The organism is Thermomonas haemolytica, from assembly GCF_004346265.1.
GTDB lineage: Bacteria > Pseudomonadota > Gammaproteobacteria > Xanthomonadales > Xanthomonadaceae > Thermomonas > Thermomonas haemolytica.
The window spans coordinates 43349-66788 of the sequence record NZ_SMAP01000005.1 but is presented as its reverse complement, the minus strand read 5'-3'; the positions used below and the strand labels follow the sequence as shown (position 1 = coordinate 66788).

General features: G+C 70.2%; 19 protein-coding genes and 1 riboswitch. Of the genes, 9 read left to right on the top strand and 10 right to left on the bottom strand.

Features of this window, described 5'->3' with window-relative positions:
• Positions 1-20: 20 nt before the first annotated feature.
• Positions 21-1601 carry a GMC family oxidoreductase gene (locus EDC34_RS07720; protein ID WP_114959930.1) on the top strand — a complete coding sequence of 527 codons (1581 nt, stop codon included), beginning with the start codon at positions 21-23 and terminating at the stop codon, positions 1599-1601.
• Here the strand turns inward: EDC34_RS07720 and EDC34_RS07715 are convergent.
• Both EDC34_RS07715 and EDC34_RS07710 read right to left on the bottom strand, forming a co-directional pair.
• Positions 1588-3507: a M48 family metallopeptidase gene (locus EDC34_RS07715; protein ID WP_114959929.1), complete on the bottom strand. Its 1920-nt coding sequence runs from the start codon at positions 3505-3507 to the stop codon at positions 1588-1590. The genes EDC34_RS07720 and EDC34_RS07715 overlap by 14 nt on opposite strands.
• A gap of 99 nt (positions 3508-3606) precedes the next feature.
• Entirely contained in the window at positions 3607-4203 is a 597-nt protein-coding gene (locus EDC34_RS07710; protein ID WP_114959928.1) for a LemA family protein, read from the bottom strand.
• Between the two features lie 82 nt (positions 4204-4285).
• Between EDC34_RS07710 and EDC34_RS07705 the strand changes: the two genes are divergently transcribed.
• Positions 4286-5650, top strand: a complete 1365-nt coding sequence (locus EDC34_RS07705; protein ID WP_114959927.1) for a serine hydrolase domain-containing protein — start codon at positions 4286-4288, stop codon at positions 5648-5650.
• Between the two features lie 169 nt (positions 5651-5819).
• Here the strand turns inward: EDC34_RS07705 and EDC34_RS07700 are convergent, their stop codons facing one another.
• From EDC34_RS07700 to EDC34_RS07680, 5 genes are all read right to left on the bottom strand, one after another.
• Positions 5820-6227: a histone H1-like repetitive region-containing protein gene (locus EDC34_RS07700; RefSeq protein ID WP_114959926.1), complete on the bottom strand. Its 408-nt coding sequence runs from the start codon at positions 6225-6227 to the stop codon at positions 5820-5822.
• Positions 6228-7024: 797 nt separating this feature from the next.
• Positions 7025-7420: a glycine cleavage system protein GcvH gene (gene gcvH / locus EDC34_RS07695; protein ID WP_114959925.1), complete on the bottom strand. Its 396-nt coding sequence runs from the start codon at positions 7418-7420 to the stop codon at positions 7025-7027.
• A gap of 64 nt (positions 7421-7484) precedes the next feature.
• Positions 7485-8585: a glycine cleavage system aminomethyltransferase GcvT gene (gcvT, locus tag EDC34_RS07690; RefSeq protein ID WP_114959924.1), complete on the bottom strand. Its 1101-nt coding sequence runs from the start codon at positions 8583-8585 to the stop codon at positions 7485-7487.
• Between the two features lie 48 nt (positions 8586-8633).
• Positions 8634-9083: an NfeD family protein gene (locus tag EDC34_RS07685; protein ID WP_114959923.1), complete on the bottom strand. Its 450-nt coding sequence runs from the start codon at positions 9081-9083 to the stop codon at positions 8634-8636.
• A gap of 5 nt (positions 9084-9088) precedes the next feature.
• Positions 9089-10018 (bottom strand): SPFH domain-containing protein, encoded by a 930-nt coding sequence (locus EDC34_RS07680; protein ID WP_114959922.1) that lies wholly within the window; start codon positions 10016-10018, stop codon positions 9089-9091.
• A 135-nt stretch (positions 10019-10153) separates the two neighbouring features.
• Between EDC34_RS07680 and EDC34_RS07675 the strand changes: the two genes are divergently transcribed.
• The 4 genes from EDC34_RS07675 to dusB all read left to right on the top strand — a co-directional run bounded on the left by EDC34_RS07675 (position 10154) and on the right by dusB (position 14681).
• The gene (locus EDC34_RS07675) at positions 10154-11287 is read left to right on the top strand and encodes a GGDEF domain-containing protein (protein ID WP_114959921.1); all 1134 of its coding nucleotides are present in this window, start codon (positions 10154-10156) and stop codon (positions 11285-11287) included.
• Positions 11288-11374: 87 nt separating this feature from the next.
• Positions 11375-12703 (top strand): nucleoside permease, encoded by a 1329-nt coding sequence (locus tag EDC34_RS07670; RefSeq protein WP_114959920.1) that lies wholly within the window; start codon positions 11375-11377, stop codon positions 12701-12703.
• Positions 12704-13648 (top strand): ribokinase, encoded by a 945-nt coding sequence (locus tag EDC34_RS07665; protein ID WP_114959919.1) that lies wholly within the window; start codon positions 12704-12706, stop codon positions 13646-13648. It abuts the gene before it with no gap.
• A gap of 34 nt (positions 13649-13682) precedes the next feature.
• On the top strand, positions 13683-14681 hold the full coding sequence (gene dusB / locus EDC34_RS07660) for a tRNA dihydrouridine synthase DusB (RefSeq protein WP_114959918.1): 999 nt from the start codon (positions 13683-13685) through the stop codon (positions 14679-14681).
• Here the strand turns inward: dusB and EDC34_RS07655 are convergent.
• The 3 genes from EDC34_RS07655 to olsF are packed head-to-tail and all read right to left on the bottom strand — an operon-like array spanning position 14627 to position 18281.
• The gene (locus EDC34_RS07655) at positions 14627-15691 is read right to left on the bottom strand and encodes a metal-dependent hydrolase (RefSeq protein ID WP_114959917.1); all 1065 of its coding nucleotides are present in this window, start codon (positions 15689-15691) and stop codon (positions 14627-14629) included. The two genes, dusB and EDC34_RS07655, sit on opposite strands and share 55 nt — an antisense overlap.
• Before the next feature lie 32 nt (positions 15692-15723).
• Positions 15724-16533, bottom strand: a complete 810-nt coding sequence (locus tag EDC34_RS07650) for a UDP-2,3-diacylglucosamine diphosphatase (protein ID WP_114960032.1) — start codon at positions 16531-16533, stop codon at positions 15724-15726.
• A 20-nt stretch (positions 16534-16553) separates the two neighbouring features.
• Entirely contained in the window at positions 16554-18281 is a 1728-nt protein-coding gene (olsF, locus tag EDC34_RS07645) for a bifunctional ornithine lipid synthase OlsF (RefSeq protein WP_114959916.1), read from the bottom strand.
• Between the two features lie 360 nt (positions 18282-18641).
• Between olsF and metK the strand changes: the two genes are divergently transcribed.
• The 3 genes from metK to ahcY all read left to right on the top strand — a co-directional run bounded on the left by metK (position 18642) and on the right by ahcY (position 23402).
• Complete coding sequence (metK, locus tag EDC34_RS07640; protein ID WP_114959915.1) at positions 18642-19853, top strand: methionine adenosyltransferase; 1212 nt, start codon at positions 18642-18644, stop codon at positions 19851-19853.
• A gap of 80 nt (positions 19854-19933) precedes the next feature.
• Positions 19934-21817 carry an ATP-binding cassette domain-containing protein gene (locus EDC34_RS07635; RefSeq protein ID WP_114959914.1) on the top strand — a complete coding sequence of 628 codons (1884 nt, stop codon included), beginning with the start codon at positions 19934-19936 and terminating at the stop codon, positions 21815-21817.
• 41 nt (positions 21818-21858) lie between these two features.
• Positions 21859-21928, top strand: a riboswitch (S-adenosyl-L-homocysteine riboswitch).
• Between the two features lie 28 nt (positions 21929-21956).
• Positions 21957-23402 carry an adenosylhomocysteinase gene (ahcY, locus tag EDC34_RS07630; protein ID WP_114959913.1) on the top strand — a complete coding sequence of 482 codons (1446 nt, stop codon included), beginning with the start codon at positions 21957-21959 and terminating at the stop codon, positions 23400-23402.
• The last annotated feature ends 38 nt before the right edge of the window (positions 23403-23440 follow it).

The window sequence follows — 23440 nt, the reverse complement described above, 5'->3', positions numbered from 1 at the left end:
TCGCCGCCGCAGGATCGCGCGTGTACGACTACATCATCATCGGCGCCGGCTCGGCCGGCTGCGTGCTGGCCAACCGCCTGAGCGAGGACCCGTCGATCAAGGTGCTGCTGCTGGAGGCCGGCGGCCGCGACTGGCACCCCTTCGTGCACATGCCGGCGGGCCTGGCCAAGATCGCCGGGCTGAAATCGATCAACTGGGACTACAGCACGGTCCCGCAGCCGCAGCTGGGCGGGCGCGTGCTGTGGTGCCCGCGCGGCAAGCTGCTGGGCGGCTCCAGCTCGATCAACGCGATGTGCTACATCCGCGGCGTGCCGGCCGACTACGACGCCTGGGCCGCCGCCGGCGCCGAGGGCTGGCACTGGGACAACGTGCTGCCCTACTTCCGCAAGTCCGAAGGCAATACCCGCGGTGCGGATGCCTTCCACGGCGCCGATGGCCCCTTGACCGTCTCCGACCTGCGGCACGTGAACCCACTCACCCGCGTCTTCATCGAGGCGGGCCGGCAGGCCGGGCTGGAGGAGAACGACGACTTCAACGGCCCGCGCCAGGACGGCGTGGGCCTGTACCAGGTGACCCAACGCGACGGCGCCCGCTGCTCGGCGGCGGTGGCCTATCTGAATCCGGCCAAGACCCGCCCCAATCTCACCGTGCGCACCCATGCCGCGGTCAACCGCATCACCTTCGACAAGGGACGCGCCAACGGCGTGGTCTGCGCGATCCGCGGCCAGGGCTTCCACTTCGAGGCGACGCGCGAGGTGATCCTCAGCGGCGGCGCGATCAACTCCCCGCAGCTGCTGATGCTGTCCGGCATCGGCCCGGCCGCCGACCTGCGCCGGCTCGGCATCGAGGTCCTGCACGACGCCCCGGGCGTCGGCGCCAACCTGCAGGACCATCTGGATGTCACCACCCTGGTGCACTGCACGCAGCCAATCAGCTACGACCGCCTCAGCGAGGTGAAGACCGCGCTGCAGTATTTCCTCGGCGGCCACCGCGGCCCCGGCACCAGCAACGTGGCGGAGGGCGCGGGCTTCGTGCGCTCGCCGCTGGCGCCGGACGCGCGCGCCGACATCCAGCTGCACTTCATCCCTGCGATGATCGACGACCACGGCCGCAACCGCCTGCCGGGCGACGGCTACACCCTGCACGCCTGCTTCCTGCGCCCGCGCAGCCGCGGCACGCTGCGCCTGGCCAGCAGCCGCGCCGGCGACAAGCCGATCATCGACCCGAACTACCTCGGCGACCCCGAGGGCTTCGACATGAAGATGATGGTGGAGTGCGCGAAGCTGTCGCTGGAGCTGCTGTCGCAGAAGGCGTTCGACCCGTATCGCGGCGCGCCGATCTTCCCGAAGGACACGCCGCGCACCGAAGCCGAGTTCATCGCCTTCGTGCGCCAGCGCGCCGAGACGGTGTACCACCCCATCGGCACCTGCCGGATGGGCAGCGACGACGCGGCGGTGGTCGATCCGCTGCTGCGCGTGCGCGGCGTGGAAGGCCTGCGCGTGGTGGACGCCTCGGTGATGCCGGACCTGCCCGGCGGCAATACCAACGCCCCGACCATCATGATCGCGGAGCGCGCAGCGGACCTGATCAAGGCCGGCTGATTCGCTCGCCCGCAGGGGCCGTTTCCAGCATCGGCGGCAGCGGGCAGTGCAGCACGCCGCAGATGGTGCGCAGCAGTTCCGCCTCGGCCACGTTCACCCGGCCATTGCTGGCGATCGCGTCCACGATCGCCTCCACCAGCACCTGCTTGGCCAGCGGGTCGAGTGCATCCAGCGGGGCCCACACCGCCTCCAACGCCAGCACCCCGTCCGCCGGCGGCGCATAGGGCAGATGGTCGCGCGGCAGGATGCGCTGCAGGCCGGCCAGGTAGGCGCGGCGCGCGGCCGCCGGGTCGTCGGCGTTGCCGGCCTGCGCCACCACCGCCAGCAGCAGCGCGAATTCGCGCTGCACGCCGCCGGGCTTGCGCCGCCCGAACTGGACATGGCGCGCCGGCGCCAGCGCCTCGCGCACCTGCACGTCGAGCAGCTTGCCCAGGCAGTATTCGAACAGCGACACGCGGCCGTCGGCGCGCACCACCGCCTGCACCGCGGCCAGGAACACGTCCAGCTGCGCCCGCGGCTGCCGCCGCAGCACCGGGAAGGCCAGCGCCGCCAGCGGCAGCCGCAGCATCGGATGCAAGTCGGCGGTGAGCTGCTGGTGGATGCGCAGGGCATGCGCGGCCACCACCTCGCCGAGGTGGCGGGTGATCGCCGCCTGCTGGTTCGCCTGCAGCGCCTCGTCCGTATCCAGCAGCAGGGCCAGCAGCAGCGGCATCACCGCCTGGCGATCGCGCGCGAGATCGCGCAAGGCCTCCGGCAGCGCGCCGACGATCGCACCCGCACGCTGCCAGTCGTCCGCGCCCGGGCGCGCCACCTGCGCCGATACCGCACCCGGTGCCACCGCCACCGCCTGCCCCTCGTCCGGCAGGCGCGGCTGATCGCGCGCGGCCAGCCCCAGCTGCAGGTCCTCCTGCAGTCCGTCCGGCGGCGCCATCCGCCAGCCGGCCTGCAGCCGCTCCAGCTGCGCGCCATCGAATCCCGGCTCCAGCGCGCGGATGCGTTCCAGCAGCGGCGGATGGGTGGCGAACAGGCCGGAGAACCCCATGCCTTCGCCGAACAGCATGTGGCTGACCTCCTCGGTGTGGCCGTGGCCGTCCAGCCGCGAGCCCGCCTGCAGCCCGCCGATTTTCTTCAGCGCGCCGGCCAGCCCGGCGGTCTGGCGGGTGAACTGCACCGCGCTGGCATCGGCCAGGCGCTCGCGGCTGCGGCTGATGCCGGCCTTGAGGATGCGCGCCAGCAAAAGGCCGAGGTAGCCGATCACCATCACCACCAGCGCCGCCAGCAGGATCGGGCCGGCATTGCGGTTGCGGCCGCCGGAGAAGCGCGCGCCCTCCAGCACCCGGCGCCCGGCCAGCGCCACCACCAGCAACCCGAACAGCACGCCGACCAGGCGCAGGTTCAGGCGCATGTCGCCATTGAGGATGTGGCTGAACTCGTGCGCGATCACGCCCTGCAGCTCGTCGCGGTTGAGGCGGTCGAGCGCGCCGCGGGTCACCGCGACGACCGCATCGGAGGCGCTGTAGCCGGCGGCGAAGGCATTGATGCCGGGCTCGTCCTCGAGCACGTACAGCCGCGGCACTGGCACCCCGGAGGCGATCGCGACCTCCTCCACCACGTTGCGCAGGCGGCGCAGGGCCGGCTCGCCGGCATCCTCCGGCACGGGGGTGCCGCCCAGCTGGCGCGCCACCGCATCGCCGCCATCGCCGAGGCTGGCGATGCGGTACAGCGAGCCCAGCCCGATCACCGCCAGGGTCGCCGCGCTGGCCAGCGCCACCGCCTTCGGCGACTGCGTCACCAGCCAGACCCCGGCATCCACCGCCAGCACCACGCCGGCCACCGCCAGCGCGAACAGCAACATCAACCGCGCGGAGGCGCGGCGGGCGGCGGCCTGGTGTTCGAAGAAGTTCATGGGGCGGGCGGCAAGACGCGGGCGGGTGAAGGCGCAGGTGCGGGCAGCGGGAGGCAGGACGGCGCGTCCACCCGCCCCGCACGCCGGCTCACGCCCGCCTCAGAACTGCACCTTCGGTGCTTCGCGCACCTGCGCCTGCTTGTCGGCGGCGATCTCCAGCAGGGTGGCCGGCTGGAACCCGAACATGCCGGCGAACACGCTGTTCGGAAACACCTCGCGCCGGTTGTTGTAGGCCATCACCGCATCGTTGAAGGCCTGGCGCGCGAACGCGACCTTGTTCTCGGTGCTGGTCAGCTCCTCGGTGAGCTGCAGCATGGTCTGGTTGGCCTTCAACTCGGGATAGGCCTCGGCCACCGCCAGCAGCCGCCCCAAGCCCGCGGCCAGCTGGCCCTGCGCGGCGGCCAACTGCGCCATCGCCCCGGGATCGCCGGGATTGGCCTTGGCCGCGGCCAGGCCGGACTGCGCGGCCGAGCGCGCGGCGATCACCGCTTCCAGCGTCTCGCGCTCGTGCGCCATGTATTTCCTGGCCACCTCGACCAGGTTGGGGATCAGGTCGAAGCGCCGCTGCAGCTGCACGTCGATCTGGGCGAAGGCATTGCGGTAGCCGTTACGCGCACGTACCAGCCCATTGTAGATCCCCATCACCCAGGCCACGAGTGCGACGACGATCACGAGGAAAATCAAAAGACTACCCATGCAAGCTCCCCTTGTTCATGCAACCGTGGCGACAGGCGCTAGAATCGGCCGGTCGTTGCAGCATACGCAGGGGGTCCTGCCGATGAAAGAGCGCATCCGGCGCCAGACTTGGCGCGCGGGCCTGATCGCAGGCTTGCTTCCCTTCGCTCTGGGCTCCGCCGCCCAGGACGCCGCGCCGGTTGCCGGCACCATCACCCGCTCATCGCCGACCGCGCCCGGTCCGGCACTGCCTGCCGCGTTGCCGGACTCCACCGCTGCGACCAACGCCGCCCCTGCGCCGACGTTCGATGCCTCGCGCTTCGAGGCCATGGCCGAGGCGCTGGTCGCCAACGGCCGCATCCCTGGTCTTGCGATGGCGATCGTCAAGGACGGCAGGATCGTCAGCCTGCGCGGCTACGGCGTCACCGACGCACGCGACCCGCAGCCGGTGGACACGCATACCGTGTTCCGGCTGGCCTCGCTGTCGAAGTCGTTCGCCGCCACCATGGCCGGGATGCTGGTGAACGACGGCATGCTGCGCTGGGACAGCCGGCTGGTGGACTACGTCCCGTCGTTCCGGATGTCGCGCCCCGAGGCCGCCGCGCAGGTGACCGTGGCCGACCTGCTCAGCCACCGCACCGGGCTGCCGCGCAACGCCTTCGACCGCGACCTGGAAGGCAATGCCCAGTACCACGACCTGACCCTGCGCATCGCGGACGCGCCGATGGCCTGCGCGCCCGGCGAGTGCTACGCCTACCAGAACGTGGCCTTCAGCCTGATCGGCGACATCGTGTTCGCCACCACCGGCCGCTTCTACAGCGAGGAAGTGGCGCGCCGCATCTTCAAGCCGCTGGGCATGCACGACGCCAGCTACGGGCTGGAAGGACTGGAAGCCAGTGCGCGCTGGGCGCGCCCGCACGTGCGCGGTCGCGGCGGCTGGGTGCCGCTGATGCCGAAGCCGAACTACTACCGGGTGGCGCCGGCCGCCGGCGTCAACGCCAGCATCAGCGACCTGGCGCAATGGCTGCTGGCGCAGGGCGGCCACCGTCCCGACATACTGCCCGCGCCGCTGCTGGCCACCCTGCATGCGCCGCTGGTCTCCACCCCGAGCGAGATCCGCGGCTCGTCCTGGCGCCGCGCCCGCCTGCAGCACGCCAACTACGCCCTCGGCTGGCGCGAATACGACTACGCCGGCCACGACGTGGTCTTCCACGGCGGCGCGGTGCAGGGCTACCGCGGGATGATGGCGCTGCTGCCAGAGCAGGACCTCGGCGTGGCCATCCTCTGGAACAGCGAGAGCGCGCTGCCCAGCGGCCTGCTGCCGACCATCCTCGACAGCGTGCTCGGCCTGCAGGGCGGACGCTGGCTGGACGAGGACACCCTCGACGGCTCCGAAGACCTGCTGTACGCCGAACGCGCGGCCCCGGCCGGCGGCAACGCCTCGCGCGCCAAGGCCTCGCCGCCCTGACCGGGCGGCACGCGCGCCGCGGCAAGCGCCGTGGCGGCCTGCGTTCTGGCGAACACCCCGGCATCCGCGGCGGCATCCACCAAAAAGAAACCCCTCCCGCCTGGGCAACGGGAAGGGTCTGCAGGATGGAGCGATGCCAGGCCGGGAATCCCCGGCCCGGTCGTGGAACTTACAGCGTGGACATCGGGCCCGGGATCGCCGGCATCACGGCGGGGGCCTTCTTCGGAGCGGCCTTCTTGGCCGCCGGCTTCTTCGCAGCCGCCTTCTTCGGAGCAGCCTTCTTCGCCGCCGGCTTCTTGGCAGCGGCCTTCTTCGGAGCAGCCTTCTTCGCCGCCGGCTTCTTGGCGGCGGCCTTCTTCACCGCTTTCTTGGCGGCGGGCTTCTTGGCGACAGCCTTCTTCGCAACCTTCTTCGCAACCGGCTTCTTGGCGGCGGCCTTCTTCACCGCCTTCTTGGCGGCGGGCTTCTTGGCGACAGCCTTCTTCGCAACCTTCTTCGCCGCCGGCTTCTTGGCGGCGGCCTTCTTCGCCGCCGGCTTCTTCGCGGCGGGCTTCTTCGCAGCTTTCTTAACGGCCATGGTATGGCTCCTCGTCAATGGGTAAATCGGTAAAGCCCAGTACGAAAGACACCGCAGGTATCGGACCTGCGATCGACCGCCGGCGCGCCAGGCGCGCCGGAACGGATGCTTTGGCCGGTGCGGGCGAAGGCCCCTCCCCGCGCGGCCCGGGATGATCCCCGTCCATTAAAAAACCCGCGGCGAATGACGCTGCAGGTTCCCGACCTGGATCCCGGCGGATGCAGTGGCTCGCTTTTGCCCGAGGGACAGAACGCCTTCACCCGCCTTCCGATGCCGCCGGTGGTGTGGAGTGAGGTGCCGCTGGCTCGCGCGTCGTGCTTGCTCACTTGCTTCCGCAGGAAACTTCTGCTGGGCGAAACCTAATCACGGTTTTTTCGAGTGTCAACAATCTTGCGAAAACTTTTTCCAACCACGCGCCCACAGCGCGGCACGCGCATCGCGCATGCCGCGTAAAACGCACACGACGCACGCGCGAAGCAGTGCGCGAAGCGCACCGTCGTGAATCGCTGCAAGCAAGCACTGGCGCGCCTTCCATCGCATCGCGCGAAAATTCATCGCATGCCTGCGCGCGCGATTCCGCGCACCGGTACCCGCCGCGCGCGGCACGCGCTTCATCCTCGCCGCAGCACGCATGCGGTAGCCCGGTTTCGCGTCGCACAACCCCGAATGCGCGAAAAATGCGCGAACTCCGCGCCGGCGCGCGACGCCTGCACACCCGTCGCGCCGCCCGTCCGCACAAGAAAAAACCCGCGGTGTCGCCACCGCGGGTTCGACGCACGACGCGGGCGCTGCCGCGCTCAGTGGTCGTCGTTTTCCAGCTGCTCGGCGTAGTCGTCCGGGCTCAGCAGTTCGCTCAGCTGGTCGGGGTCCGACATCTCCAGCACGAACAGCCAGCCATCGCCGTAGGGATCCTCGTTGATGGTCTCCGGCTTGTCGGCCAGGGCACTGTTGACCTCGACCACCTTGCCGCTGACCGGGGCGTACACGTCGGACGCCGCCTTCACCGATTCCACCACCGCGCAGGCATTGCCGGCCTCGACCGTGTCGCCGACGTTCGGCAGCTCCACGTAGACCAGGTCGCCGAGCAGGCCCTGGGCGTGGTCGGAGATGCCGACGGTGGCCTTGCCGCCGTCTTCGACGCGGATCCACTCGTGGGATTTGAGGAATTTGAGGTCGCCGGGGATCTCGCTCATGGGGGGGCTCCTGTTGCGCGGTACGGGTGGGTGGGGAAAGTCTAGCGAAGCGGCTGCGGAAAGGTCAGATGCCCGGCTGCACGGTGTTGTCGCGCACGAACGGGAACTTGACCACCCGCACCGGGATCTCGCGGCCGCGGATGTCGACCCGCACCTGACCGGGATCGCCGGCGGGAATGCGGGCGAACGCGATGGCCTTGCCGATGGTCGGGGAGAAGGTGCCGGACAGGATCTCGCCTTCGCCCTGCGCGGTGAGCACCTTCTGGCCGTGGCGCAGCACGCCCTTGTCGTCCATCACCAGGCCGACCATCTGGCGCGGCACGCCGGCGGCCAGCTGGGCTTCCAGCGCGGCGCGGCCGATGAAGTCGCGCCCTTCGTCCAGCGCCACGGTCCAGGCCAGCGCTGCCTCGTAGGGGGTGGTGGTCTCGTCCATGTCCTGGCCGTACAGGTTCATGCCGGCCTCCAGGCGCAGGGTGTCGCGCGCGCCGAGGCCGGCCGGCGCGACGCCCGCCGCCAGCAGCGCGTTCCAGAACGCCACGGTCTGCGCGTCCGGCACGATCACCTCGAACCCGTCCTCGCCGGTGTAGCCGGTGCGGGCGACGAACACCTCGACCCCGTCCTGCGTGGCGGCGGTGCGGGCGGCGAAGCGGGCCAGCTTCGACACCGGCTCCCGATCCTCCTCGCGCAGCAGGCCGATCACCTTCGCGCGCGCGTTGGGGCCCTGCACCGCGATCATTCCGAACTCCGGGCGCTCGCGCACCTCGACCCCGAACGGCCCCGCCTGCTCCGTGATCCACGCCAGGTCCTTCTCGCGGGTGGCAGCATTCACCACCAGCCGGAACCAGTCCTCGGACATGAAATAGACGATCAGATCGTCGATCACCCCGCCCTGCGGATTGAGCATCGCGGTGTACAGCGCCTTGCCCGGCTTGGCCAGCTTGTCCACCGAGTTGGCGACGAGGTGGCGCAGGAACTCGCGGGTGCGCGCGCCGGTCAGGTCGACCACGGTCATGTGGCTGACGTCGAACATGCCGGCATCGCGGCGCACCAGGTGGTGCTCGTCGAGCTGGGAGCCGTAGTGGATCGGCATGTCCCAGCCGCCGAAGTCCACCATCTTGGCGCCGAGCGCGCGGTGGGTGTCGTTGAGGATGGTCTTGCGGGTCATGGGCGGCCTGCCTGTGTGGGGAGGCGCATTATCCCAGACGGACGCGCCCTACGCGCCGGTATGCGCGGCCGGCTCGACCTGCAGGGTCATGGCGTCGCCGCCGGTGATGCGCACGTGGCTGCCGGCAGGCAGGTCCGGGCCGACCACGTCCCAGTAGGCGTCCGCGATCTGCACCCGCCCGCGGCCGTCCACGATCGGCTCGGCGAGCACCACCACCCGCCCCACCAGCGCGGCACTGCGGCGATTCAGCGCGGGCTGGTCGCTGCGCGGCTCGCGCGCCCGGAACCAGCGCCGGTAGACCAGGATCGAGGCGAAGCTGAACACCACGAATGCGCCCGCCTGCAGCAGCAGCGGCAGTTCCACCGGCAGCAGCCACACCAGCAGGAACACCGCCGCCGCCGCGAACCCCAGCCACAGCATGAAGGCCCCCGGCGCCAGCGCCTCGGCGGCGAACAGCAGCAGCGCCACCGCTGCCCAGGTGAACACGTCCCAGCGCATGGCCGTCAGCCCCCCGACCGCGCGGACGACTTGCCGAGGGTTTCCTTCGCCAGCTCGGCGATGCCACCCAGCGAGCCGAGGATGCCCGAGGCCTCCATCGGCAGCAGCACGAATTTCTGGTTGGGCGCCTGCGCCAGCTCCTTGAACGCCTCGATGTACTTCTGCGCCACGAAGTAGTTGATCGCCTGCACGTCGCCCTTGGCGATCGCCTCGGACACGTACTGGGTGGCGCGCGCCTCGGCCTCGGCCAGGCGTTCGCGTGCCTCGGCCTCGCGGAACGCGGCCTCGCGGCTGCCCTCGGCCTCGAGGATCTTCGACTGCTTCTCGCCCTCGGCCTTGAGGATGGCCGACTGGCGCAACCCTTCCGCCTCCAGGATGTTGGCGCGCTTCTCGCGCTCGGCCTTCATCTGGCGCGCCATCGAATCCACCAGGTCGCGCGGCGGCTGGATGTCCTTCAGCTCGATGCGGTTGACCTTGACGCCCCAGGGATGGGTGGCCTGGTCCACTGCGTGCAGCACCTTGGTATTGATCTCGTCGCGCTTGGACAGCGACTCGTCCAGGTCCATCGAGCCGATCGCGGTGCGGATGTTGGTCATCACCAGGTTGAGGATGGCCACCTCCAGCTGGGCCACCTCGTAGGCCGCCTTGGCCGCGTCCAGCACCTGGAAATAGACCACGCCGTCCACCTTCACCACGGCATTGTCCTTGGTGATGACGTCCTGGCTGGGCACGTCCATCACCTGCTCCATCATGTTGATCTTGCGACCCACGCCGTACACGATCGGAATCAGGAAGTGCAGCCCCGGCCCCATGGTGTGGGTGTATTTGCCGAAACGCTCCACCGTCCATTCGTAGCCCTGCGGCACCATGCGCACGGTCTTGGCCACGCCGATGATGCCGGCCAGCAACAGGATCAACACGAGAATCGGGGTCATGGCGGAGTCCTCCCTGTGGATGCGGCGAGTATAGGGCCCGCCAAACCGGTGCAACGATCCTCGCCCCGCTGCGGCCACGCCGGATTGAGCCGGCCAACGACGCGCCCTATGCTGGGGAGACGATAGGGGAACAACATGACCGGTCTGGGGCTGCGGGACTTCTGGCGACAGCTGCGCGCGCCGCCGGACACCCTGATGCTGGAAATCGGCGCCGGCGGCGAGCTGCTGGTGGCCAAGCTGCGCGCAGGCCTGTCGCTGCTGCTGTTGCTGCTGCCGCTGGTGAACATCATCACCGGCGAGTTCAGCCCCTCGGAAGGCACCGCCGGCCTGCTGGGCGTGGTACTGGCGGTGCTGTTCTCGCAGCTGTGGCTGCTGCTGGCGCGCCCCCCGCGGCGGCTGCGCTGGCTGCCCTGGGCCACCGCCAGCTACGACGTCACCCTGACCACCCTGGTGCTGGTGCTGCTGGCGCTGGGCTCGCCGGCCGCCGGCTTGAACAGCATGGTGGTGTGGGCGTTCTACCTGGTCTCGATCCTGATGACCGCGCTGCGCAACGACGGCCGCCTGACCCTGTACACCGGCGCGCTGGCGATCCTGCAATACGGGGCGCTGGCGGCGGCGGTGTTCCACCTGGCACATGCCCCCGAGCAGCTGGCCTCCGCCGACTACGGCACCGCGCGCATCTCGAACGTGCTCCAGCGCGAACTGCTGCTGGCGATCGCCACCGCCATCACCGCCACCGTGGTGTTCCGCATGCAGCGCCTGGTGGAACTGTCAGGCAACGACGGCCTGACCGGCCTGCCCAACCGCACCCTGCTGGTGCACCGCTTCCCCAGCCTGGCCGATGGCGCGCGCGAAAACGGCGGCTCGCTGTCGATCTGCCTGCTCGATCTCGACTATTTCCGGCGGGTGAACGATGAAGCCGGACGCGCGGCCGGCGACCGCGCCCTGCGCCACGTGGTCGGCGTGTTCCGGCAGGCATTGGACCACGGCGACTGGCTGGTGCGGCTGGGCGGCGAGGAATTCGTGCTGGTGATGCCGCTGCCCACCGGCCGCGCCTGGGAACGGATGGAGGCGCTGCGCCGCGAGCTGGCGGCGGCGCCGTTCCAGCCCGGCCGGGACGACGACCCGATGCGGCTGACCTTCAGCGCCGGCATCGCCAGCTGGCCGCAGGACGGCAACGACCTGTCGCAGCTGCTGCGGCGGGCCGACCTGCGCCTGCGCCGGGCCAAGCTGGAAGGCCGCAACCGGGTGGTGGCGCGGGATACCTGAGCGCTCCTCCCGGCTTGCCGGCGCCCGCGGCGCTGACTACCCTGCGCCAGCAGGCGCACTGGGGCGCCTTCGACAGGGGATGCCCGCGTGAATCTGAAGTTGCGTCTGACCATCATGAATTTCCTCCAGTTCTTCGTCTGGGGGGCCTGGCTGATCACCGTGGGCGCGTACTGGTTCCAGAACCGGCAATGGTCGGGGACGAGCTTCGGCGCGATCTTCTCGACGATGGGCATCTCCGCGCTGTTCATGCCTTCGCTGATGGGCATCGTCGCCGACCGCTGGATCAACGCCGAGCGCCTGTACGGCGCGCTGCACATCCTCGGGGGCGTGTTCCTGTGCCTGCTCCCCAGCGCCGCCAACCCGGAACAGTTCTTCTGGCTGATCCTGGCCACCATGCTGTGCTACATGCCGACCATCTCGCTGGCGATCGCGGTGGCCTACAACGCGCTGAAGCAGCAGGGGTTCGACGTCGTGCGTGACTACCCGCCCATCCGCGTCTGGGGCACCGTGGGCTTCATTGCCGCGACCTGGACCACGAGTTGGCTCGGGTTCGAGTCCTCGCCGGGCCAGTTCTACGTGGCGGCGGCCGGCTCGTTCCTGCTGGGGCTGTACGGCTTCACCCTTCCCGCCGCGCCGCCGCGCCTGGGGCGCGACGAAAGCCGCTCGCTGGTGGACGCACTCGGCCTCACGTCGTTCCGCCTGTTCCGCGACCGCAACATGGCGATCTTCTTCGTCTTCGCGATGCTGCTGGGCGCCGCGCTGCAGCTCACCAATGCCTACGGCGTGACGTTCCTGAAGGACTTCGAGAGCCTGCCGCAATTCAAGGACACGTTCGGCGTGCGCCATTCGGCAGTGATCATCTCGATTTCCCAGATCAGCGAAACCCTGTTCATCCTCACCATCCCGTTCTTCCTGAAGCGCTTCGGCATCAAGACAGTGATGACCATCAGCATGCTGGCCTGGTTCCTGCGCTTCGGGCTGTTCGCCTACGGCGATCCGGGTGCCGGGCTGTGGATGATCATCCTCTCCTGCATCGTGTATGGCATGGCGTTCGACTTCTTCAACATCTCCGGGTCGCTGTTCGTGGAGCAGCAGGCCGACCCGAAGATCCGCGCCAGCGCGCAGGGGCTGTTCATGCTGATGACCAACGGCATCGGCGCGGTGCTGGGCAGTTCCATCAGCGGCTGGATGATCGACCGCTTCTTCACCGACGCCAGCGGCGCCAAGGACTGGCAGGGCATCTGGACCACCTTCGCGCTGTATGCGCTGGCGATGGCGGTGGCGTTCGTGCCCCTGTTCAAGCACCGCCACACCACCGGAACCATGCTTATTGAGCCGAATGCCCCCGGCAAAATTATCGATGCTCCATTTGTTGAAGTGAAAAGAATCGCCACCAAGAGTCAGGACGAGTCTTAAATGCGCGTCTTCGTCGCCGGTTCCTTCAACGTGGACCACGTGTGGCGGGTGGCCGCGCTGCCGCCGCCCGGGGCCACCCTGGCCGGGCAGTACGCCAGCGGCCCCGGCGGCAAGGGCTTCAACCAGGCGATCGCCGCCCGCCGCACCGGGGCCGAAACCGCGTTCGTATGCGCGCTGGGGCCGGACGGCGGCGCCCGGATGGCGCGCGAGCTGGCCGCGGCGGATGGGCTCGTCCTGCACGCCCAGTCCAGCGATGCGCCCACCGGCACCGCCGGCATCTTCGTGGACGCCGACGGCCGCAACTGCATCGTGATCGGCGCCGGCGCGAACGCCGCGCTGGAGCCCGGCTTCATCGCCTCCGCACTGGCCGGGTTGGGCGAGGGCGACGTGCTGCTGGCGCAGCTGGAATCCCCGCTGCCGGCGGTGGCGGCGGCGCTGGATGCCGCACGCGCGGCCGGCGCCACGGCCATCCTCAACCCAGCACCAGCCAATGTGGCGATCGACCGCGCCCTGCTCGACCGCGCCGAGGTGCTCACCCCCAACGAAACCGAATTCGCCGCGCTGCTGGCGCGCCACGTGGGCGAGCGGATCGATGCCGAGGCGGTGGCCGGCCTCGACCAGGCGCGCCTGCACGCGCTCTGCCGCGACCTGCTGCCGGACGGCAGCGTGGTGGTGACCCTGGGCGCCAGCGGCTGCTTCGTCTCGCACCCCGAGGCGCGGCAGCGCGGTGATGCCGCCGGGCACTACCGGATCGGCGCGGAGCCGGCGCAGGTGGTGGACACCACCGGGGCCGGCGATGCCTTCAATGGCGCCCTCGCCGCTTCGCTTGCGCTGCGTCCGGCGCTGGCCTTCGGCGAGCACGTGCGCTTCGCCAACCGCTACGCCGCGCGCAGCACCGAGCACGCCGGCGCCGCGCTGGCGATGCCCCACCTTCCCGCGGCCTGAGATCGCCGGCGCGCGCCGTCCGTAGAATGCGCGCATGCGCATCGGCCCGCACGTCATCGACCCGAAGGTGATCCTCGCGCCCATGGCGGGCGTGACCGACAAGCCGTTCCGGCTGCTGTGCAAGCGGCTGGGCGCGGGACTGGCGGTGTCGGAGATGACCACCGCCGACCCGCGTTTCTGGCGCACCGCCAAGTCGCACCACCGCATGGACCATGCCGGCGAGCCGGCGCCGGTGAGCGTGCAGATCGCCGGCACCGAGCCTGCGGTGATGGCCGAGGCCGCGCGCTTCAACGTGGACCACGGCGCGCAGATCATCGACATCAACATGGGCTGCCCGGCCAAGAAGGTCTGCAACGCCTGGGCGGGCAGCGCGCTGATGCGCGAGCCGGCGCGGGTGGCGCGCATCGTCGAGGCGGTGGTGCGGGCGGTGGACGTGCCGGTGACGCTGAAGATCCGCACCGGCTGGGATGCCGACCACCGCAACGCGCCGGAGATCGCGCGCATCGCGGAGGACTGCGGCATCCAGGCGCTGGCCATCCACGGCCGCACCCGCGACCAGCTCTACACCGGCAGCGCCGAGTACGCCACCATCGCCGCGGTCAAGGCGCTGCTGAAGATCCCGGTGATCGCCAACGGCGACATCGATTCGCCGCGCAAGGCCGCCGCCGTGCTGGCGCAAACCGGCTGCGACGCGGTGATGGTCGGCCGCGCCGCGCAGGGCCGTCCGTGGCTGCTGGGCCAGATCGCGCACTACCTGGCCACGGGCGAGGAGCTGCCGGAGCCCTCGCCCGCTGCCGTGCGCGAGATCCTGCTGGGCCATCTGCACGCCCTGCATGCCTTCTATGGCGAAGACATGGGTGTGCGCATCGCCCGCAAGCACCTCGGCTGGTATGCAAAGGACCGGCCAGAGAATGCGGCCTTCCGCGCCGTGGTCAACCGCGCGCAGACCGCAGAGGAACAGCTGCGGCTGACCCGCGCCTACTTCGACGCGCTGGCCGCGGGCGTGCCGCCGGAGTTGCCGGAAGCGGCCTGATCGGCGGCCGGCTGGCGCCAGATCCGCGACCACACATCGCCCAGGCGGCCGGCGGCCTGCCACGGGAAGCGCAGCTGCCGCGGCGGCTGCAGTGCTTGCCAGCGCCCATCCACATGCCGCGCAACGGCGAAATTGAAGGTGTAGTCCGGCTCGCTGCCCATGCGCAGGTCGCTGAGCACCAGCGCGCCGTCACGCACCTGCGCCTTCATGAAGCCGTGGTTGAACCAGGCCAGGCGCCGCACCGCCGGCAATGCCTGCACGGCCTTGAGCGCCTGCACATCCGAGCGGTAGGCAGTGAAGCGCATCGGCCCGCGGTCCGCCACCAGCGAGCGCTCGCCGACCACGAAACCGTCCGGCGTCATCGCCGTCACCTGCCACAGCAGGGTGTTGAACGGCATCGGCACCGAGAAGCGCGGCGCATCCGCCAGCCCCTGCGCGACCAGCGCGCGTGACGCTGCGCGCTCCACGCTCCACTTCGCCAGCAGCGACCAGCCGATGTAGCCCACGCCCAGACCGATCCCGGCCAGCAATGCCCCTTGCGCCAATGGCTTTTCACGCGCCAGCCACGCCACCACGAACGCCAGCAGCCACGGCAGGGTGAACAGCGGATCGACGATGAACAGACTGCTCCACATGACCGGCGGCAGCGGCAGCGGCCACAGCAGCTGGGTGCCGTAGACGGTGAAGGCATCCAGCAGCGGATGCGCCATCAGGCAGGCGAAGATCGCCCACCACCAGCGCAGCGGCGCACGCGCCACCCGCCCGCCGCGGCGTCGGAAGAAGGCCCAGATCGCCCACGCCAGCAGCGGCAGCACCAGCCAGGAATGGGTGGCGGCGCGGTGGCAGGTCATGCGCAGCACCGGGTCGTCGCTGAGCAGCAGCGGCAGCACGTCGAGGTCGGGCAGCGTGTTCAGCGCCATCCCGGCCAGCAGCGCGGCGCGGCGGTCCTGCTTCGGGGCGATCGCGGCGGCGATCACGCCGCCGTAGAACAGATGGGTGACCGAATCCATCCGTGCTGTTTACCACAGGGGCCGCAGGCGGATCAGGCCGCCCGTGGCAATGCGGCCTCCATCGGCTGCGCCGCGGGCGTGGCCGGCGCGCGCGGCGGCAGCTCGGCCAGCACTTCGCCCAGGTGCGAGAGCAGGCGCAGCGTGCCGTCGGCCTCCTCCACCAATGCGCTCAGGCTTTCCACCCAGTCGCCGTCGTTGGCGTACACCAGCCCATCGCGTTCGATCAGCGCGCCGCGATGGATGTGGCCGCACACGATGCCGTCCAGCCCGCGCCGGCGTGCGGCCGCAAGCCCGGCCTGCACGAACCGGCCGATGTAGCGCTCGGCGGCGCCGCTGCGGGATTTCAGGAACTCCGCCAGCGACCAGTAGCGCAGCCCCAGCCGTGCGCGGATCGCGTTCACCCATTGGTTGCAGGTCAGGATGCGGTAGTACAGCCAGTCGCCGAAGCGCTCCTGCAGGGTGCCGAAATGGGTGACATCGTCGAACTCATCACCATGCACCACCAGCAGCCGGCGGCCGTCGGCGGTGACGTGGATCGCCCGCCGGCGCACCCGCAGCGCCGGCAGCGCCAGCCCGCAGAAATGCCGCAGCGGGCGGTCGTGATTGCCGGGGATGTAGAGGATCTCGGTGCCGGCCCGGCGCAGCGCATGCAGGGCCTCGACCACCCGGTTGTGCCCGGCGTCCCAGCGCACGCGGCGCTGGGCCATCCACCACAGGTCCACGATGTCACCGACCAGGTACAGCCGCGCGCAGCGCAGCCCGGACAGGAAATCCGCCAACGCCGCGGCGTGGCAGTGGCGTGCGCCCAGGTGCACGTCGGAGAGGAATACCGCGCGCCGCATCGGCGGCGGCGGCGCGGCGCTCACGCCGCCCCCGCGCAATCCGCGGCGGTGCCGAGGTAGCGCTGGCGCTTCTTCGGGCGCATGCAGGCGATGTCCACTTCGATCAGGCCGTCCACCGCATCGCTGAAACCGGGATCGACCCCGAACGCGAGGAAGCGCGCACCGCCCGGCTCGCACAGCTCGACGTACTGCTTGTAGAGGGTCGGCACCTGCGCGCCCAGGGTTTCGAGGTTGGCCTTCAGCACCCGGAAGGCGGTGTCGGCGTCCAGCGCCGCATCGTCGGGATGCGCGGCCTCGTAGGCGAACGGGCGGCGCGCGGTGACCTCGCCCGACGGGCCGCCGTGCCAGCGCGCGTAGTGGGCGACGATCTGCGCGCGCGCCGCCGGCGGCAGCGCCGCGCTGATCGAGACCGCGCCGAACAGGTAGCGCACCTGCGGATGCGCGCGCAGGTAGGCGCCGATGCCCTGCCAGAGATAGTCGAGGCTGCGGCTGCTCCAATATTCGGGCACCACGAAGCTGCGCCCCAGCTCCATCCCCTGCGCGATCCGCGGCAGCATCGCCTCGCCATAGTCGAACAGGCTGGCGGTGTACAGCCCGCGCAGGCCGTGCGCGGCCAGGGTCGGCGCGCCGCGCGCGATCCGGTAGGCACCGGCGATCTTCCCGGCCGCCGCATCCCACAGCACGATGTGCTCGTACCAGCTGTCCCAGGCATCCAGGTCGAGCGCACGCCCGGTGCCCTCGCCCACTTCGCGGAAGGTCAGCTCGCGCAGGCGACCGATCTCGTGCAGCAGCGGCGATCCGACCGCCAGCATCCCCACCCGGATCTGCTTGCCGTCGGCGGTCTGGCCCAGCAGCCGCATCCCGGCGATCCCGGCGCGCAGCAGGCCGGGGTCGACCGCCGCCGCCAGCGGCTCCGGGCCCTGTGCCTGCTGGCGTTCGCGCGCGCGCCGGCGGCGGCTGCCCAGCGCATAGAGCTCACGGCGGACTTCACGCAGCAGCGCGGCATCGTCGGCCGCGACCGGCAAATCGCGCGGGGTGCCGATGCGCAGCCGGATCCGGCGCGCGCGGCGGGCGAACATCTCGCGCGCCAGCAGGGCGGTGCCGGCCGGCTTGAACAGGGCCGAGGCGCCGTAGAACAGCGCCGAGTTGCGGGCGTGGATGCGCACCGGCAGCACCGGCGCCGCGCAGGCGCGGGCGAAGCGCAGGAAACCGCGCCGCCAGCGGCCGTCGCGGATGCCGCCCGGACCCAGCCGCGACACCTCGCCGGCCGGGAACACCACCACGCATTCGCCGCGCGCCAGCGCCGCCTCGATCGCGCGCAGGCTGTCCTGCGCCGGGCGGCCGCCGAGGATGCGCACCGGCAGCAGCAGCTCGCCCAGCCCGTCCAGCGCCGACAGGAAATCGTTGGCCACGATGCGCACGTCGCGCCGCACCCGGCCGAGGGCATCCAGCAGCGCCAGCGCGTCCAGCGCGCCCGACGGATGGTTGGCGACCACCAGCAGCCGCCCGCGGGCGGGCACCTGCGCCAGTTCGTCCGCGTCCACGTCGTAGCCGGCACCGAGATGACGCAGGGCCGCGGCGACGAAACCGAAGCCGCGCAGGTGGCCGTTGCCGGCGAGGAAGGCGTCGATCTCGTCCAGCCGCGACCAGCGCGCGATCCCGCGCAGCAGCGGACGTGCGAGAAGTGCGCGGCGGCCGCGGAACCAGTGCGGGAACCGCTGCTGCAGGCGCTGTTCGAGCTGGAGCATGGGAGTGGAGTGGCGGCCGGGTTGGCCCGCAGCCTGCCCGCGCAACGGGACAGCCGGATGGCAGGCGCATGACCCGGCGGTGACAGCGGAACTTAAAGGAAGGCCTGAACAACGCCATCCAGGCGTTGTCAGCCCACGCCGAGTCCGGCACAGGTCCGGACTCGGCTCACACGCATCCATCACTTACATGATTGATGCGTGGCCGGCCATCCATGGCCGGCAGGAACCTCTGCGTTGATCAGAGGTTCCTTAACGCCGGCCCAACATTCCGGTCACGCCCGCAGGCGCATGATGCGCGCCGGGCCGCCAGCATGTATCATTCGCAGCCATCTTTCCATCCGAATACAAGGATATAAAGCGATGTCCAGCTACCTGTTCACTTCCGAATCGGTCTCCGAGGGCCATCCGGACAAGCTCGCCGACCAGATCTCCGATGCGGTGCTGGACGCGATCCTGGCCCAGGACAAGCACGCCCGCGTGGCCTGCGAGACGCTGGTGAAGACCGGCGCGGCGATCGTGGCTGGCGAGGTCACCACCAGCGCGTGGGTGGACATCGAGGCGCTGGCGCGCGAGGTCATCAACGGCATCGGCTACGACAACAGCGACGTCGGCTTCGACGGCCACACCTGCGCCATCATCAACATGATCGGCAAGCAGTCGCGCGACATCAACCGCGGCGTGGACCGCAAGAAGCCCGAGGACCAGGGCGCGGGCGACCAGGGCCTGATGTTCGGCTACGCCTGCAACGAGGCGCCCGAGTTCATGCCGGCGCCGATCTACTACGCGCACCGCCTGGTCGAGCAGCAGGCGAAGGTGCGCAAGAGCGGCAAGCTGAAGTGGCTGCGCCCGGACGCCAAGAGCCAGGTGACCCTGCGCTACGACGGCCACGACATCGTCGGCCTCGACGCGGTGGTGCTGTCCACCCAGCACGATCCCGGCATCAAGCACAAAGACATCGTCGAGGCCGTACGAGAGCATATCCTTGCCCCGGTGCTGCCGAAGAAATGGCTGGACGCCTTGCCGAAGCGCAAAGTATTCATCAACCCGACCGGCGTCTTCGAGACCGGCGGCCCGGTGGGCGACTGCGGCCTGACCGGGCGCAAGATCATCGTCGATACCTACGGCGGCATGGCCCGCCACGGCGGCGGCGCGTTCTCCGGCAAGGATCCGTCGAAGGTGGACCGCTCGGCCGCCTACGCCGCGCGCTACGTGGCCAAGAACATCGTCGCCGCCGGCCTGGCCGACAAGTGCGAGGTGCAGGTGAGCTACGCCATCGGCGTGGCCGAGCCGACCTCGATCTCGGTCACCACCTTCGGCACCGGCAAGGTCGATGACGCCGTGATCGAGAAGCTGATCCGCGCCCATTTCGACCTGCGTCCGTACGCGATCACCCGCATGCTGGACCTGGAGCACCCGATCTATCTGCCGACCGCCGCCTACGGCCACTTCGGCCGCAAGCCGAAAGAGATCAGCTACACCGACGGCGAGGGCAAGAAGCAGAAGGCGACCGCGTTCTCGTGGGAGAAGACCGACAAGGCCGAGGCCCTGCGCAAGGCCGCCAAGCTGAAGTAAGCCGCCACCGCGGCAGGCGACACCCGGACGGGCCGCAGCGATGCGGCCCGTTCGCGTGGGGGGCCGCGTAAAATGCGCGCATGCCCCTCCTCCAGTTCCAGCGCGTCGACTTCGGCGTCGGCGGCCCGCTGCTGCTCGAACACGTCGACCTCACCATCGAACCCGGCGAACGCGTCTGCATCGTCGGCCGCAACGGCGCCGGCAAGTCCACCCTGATGCGGCTGATGGCCGGCGAGCTCAAGCCCGATGATGGCGAGGTGCGCGTGCAGAGCGGCATCGTGGTCGCGCGGATGGCGCAGGAAGTCCCGCAGGACACGCAGGGCAGCGTGTTCGACGTGGTGGCCGCAGGGCTGGGCGACCTCGGCGCGCTGCTGGCGCGCTACCACCACGCCGTGCATGCCGGCGACATGGCCGCGATGGCGGAGGCGCAGGCGCTGATCGAGGCCGGCGACGGCTGGGACCTGGACCGCCGCGTGCAGCAGGTGCTGGAGCGGCTGGAGCTTCCCGAGGACGCCGAATTCGCGGCGCTCTCCGGCGGCATGAAGCGGCGCGTGCTGCTGGCCCAGGCACTGGTGCGCGCGCCCGACGTCCTGCTGCTGGACGAACCCACCAACCACCTCGACATCGCCGCGATCGACTGGCTGGAGGGCTTCCTCAAGACCTTCGCCGGCAGCCTCGTTTTCGTCACCCACGACCGCGGCTTCCTGCGCGCGCTGGCCACCCGCATCGTCGAGATCGACCGCGGCCGCGTCACCAGCTGGCCCGGCGACTACGACAACTACCTGCGCCGGCGCGAGGAGCGCCTGCACGCCGAAGCGCAGGAGAACGCGCGCTTCGACAAGCTGCTGGCGCAGGAGGAGGTGTGGATCCGCCAGGGCATCAAGGCCCGCCGCACCCGCAACGAGGGCCGCGTCACCGCGCTGAAGGCGATGCGCCGCGAGCGCGCCGCGCGCCGCGAGCTGACCGGCAAGGTGAAGATGGAGGCCGCGAGCGCGCAGGCCTCCGGCAAGAAGGTGATCGAGATGACCGGCGTGTCGCAGGCGTTCGGCGGGCAGGTCATCCTGCGCGACGCCTCGGCCACGCTCCTGCGCGGCGACAAGGTCGGCATCATCGGCCCGAACGGCTCGGGCAAGTCCACCCTGCTCAAGATCCTGCTGGGTGAGCTGCAGCCGGATACCGGCAAGGTGGACCTGGGCACCAATCTGCAGATCGCCTACTTCGACCAGCACCGCAGCCAGCTGGACGACACCCGCAACGCGCTGGAGAACGTGGCCGGCGGCCGCGACTTCGTGGAGATCAACGGCAGCCGCAAGCACGTGGTCGGCTATCTGCAGGAGTTCCTGTTCTCGCCGGAACGCGCGCGCGCGCCGATCACCCGCCTGTCCGGCGGCGAGCGCAACCGCCTGCTGCTGGCACGCCTGTTCGCGCAGCCGTCCAACCTGCTGGTGATGGACGAGCCCACCAACGACCTCGACGTGGAAACCCTCGAGCTGCTGGAGGAGCTGCTGCTGGACTATCCCGGCACCCTGCTGCTGGTCAGCCACGACCGCGACTTCCTCGACAACGTGGTGACCAGCACCCTGGTGCTGGAAGGCGACGGCCGGCTGGGCGACTACGTCGGCGGCTACAGCGACTGGCTGCGCCAACGCCCCGCGCCGGCCCCGGCAACGCCACCCGCCGCGGCTGCGCCCAAGCCGTCCGCCACACCCTCGGCTCCACCGCCCGCGCCGGCGGAGGCCCCCGCACGCAAGAAGCTGAGTTACAAGGACCAGCGCGAGCTGGAGCAGCTGCCCGGCCGGATCGAGCAGCTGGAAACCGAGATCGCCGCGCGCACCGCCGCGATGCAGGACCCGGCGTTCTACCGCCAGGACGGCGCGGCCCAGCAGCAGGCCAATGCCGCGCTGGCCCGGCTGCAGGCCGAGCTGGACGCCGCCTACGCCCGCTGGGAAGCACTGGACGGCTGACCGGCGGCGCGCCATCCGCCCCGCCGCCGGTTTACAATGGCGAGGCCGAGGGGCGCTGCGATCGTGTCCACCACGACCAGGCTCGGCATCGAACAACGGCGCCCGTGACCGCATTCCACCGCACTCACGGAGCATTGCCATGAACGCACAGGTCCAGCCCCTCCACGCCGCCGCCGACTACAAGGTGGCCGACATCTCCCTGGCCGACTGGGGCCGCAAGGAAATCGAGATCGCCGAGCACGAGATGCCCGGCCTGATGGCGATCCGCGCCAAGTACGCGCCGCAGCAGCCGCTCAAGGGCGTGCGCGTGACCGGCTCGCTGCACATGACCATCCAGACCGCGGTACTGATCGAGACCCTGAAGGATCTCGGCGCCGACGTGCGCTGGGCCTCCTGCAACATCTTCAGCACCCAGGACCACGCCGCCGCCGCGATCGCCGCGTCCGGCACCTCGGTGTTCGCGTGGAAGGGCGAGACCCTGGAGGACTACTGGGACTGCACCCTGGCCGCGCTGACCTTCACCCTGCCCGACGGCACCCTGGGTGGCCCGCAGCTGGTGGTGGACGACGGCGGCGACGTCACCCTGCTCATCCACAAGGGCTACGAGCTGGAGCAGGGCGACGATAGCTGGGTGAACTCCGCCTCGGGCAGCCACGAGGAGCAGGTGATCAAGAACCTGCTCAAGCGCGTCGCCAAGGAGCGCCCCGGCTACTGGACGCGGGTGGTGAAGGACTGGAAGGGCGTGTCCGAGGAGACCACCACCGGCGTGCACCGCCTCTATCAGCTGGCAGAGGCCGGCAAGCTGCTGGTGCCGGCGATCAACGTCAACGACTCGGTCACCAAGTCTAAGTTCGACAACCTGTACGGCTGCCGCGAATCGCTGGCCGATGGCCTCAAGCGCGCGATGGACGTGATGCTGGCCGGCAAGGTGGCGGTGGTGTGCGGCTACGGCGACGTCGGAAAGGGCAGCGCCCACTCGCTGCGCGCCTACGGCTGCCGCGTGATCGTCACCGAGATCGACCCGATCTGCGCCCTGCAGGCGGCGATGGAGGGCTTCGAGGTGAAGACGGTCGAGGACACCCTCGGCACCGCCGACATCTACGTCACCACCACCGGCAACAAGGACATCATCCGCCTCGAGCACATGCAGGCGATGAAGGACCAGGCCATCGTCTGCAACATCGGCCACTTCGACAACGAGATCCAGGTCGACCGCCTCAACGCCAGCGGCGCGGTGAAGACCAACATCAAGCCGCAGGTGGACAAGTACACCTTCGCCGACGGCCACAGCATCTTCCTGCTGGCCGAAGGCCGCCTGGTGAACCTCGGCTGCGCCACCGGCCACCCCAGCTTTGTGATGAGCAACAGCTTCTCCAACCAGACCTTGGCGCAGATCGACCTGTGGGCGAACAAGGACGCCTACGCGGCCAAGGTCTACATCCTGCCGAAGAAGCTGGACGAGGAAGTGGCGCGCCTGCACCTGGAGAAGATCGGCGTGAAACTGACCACCCTCACCCCCGAGCAGGCCGCCTACCTCGGCGTGCCGGTGGAAGGCCCGTTCAAGCCGGAGCACTACCGCTACTGATCGCCGCCAACGGCGGACACGACGACGGGCGCCGCAGG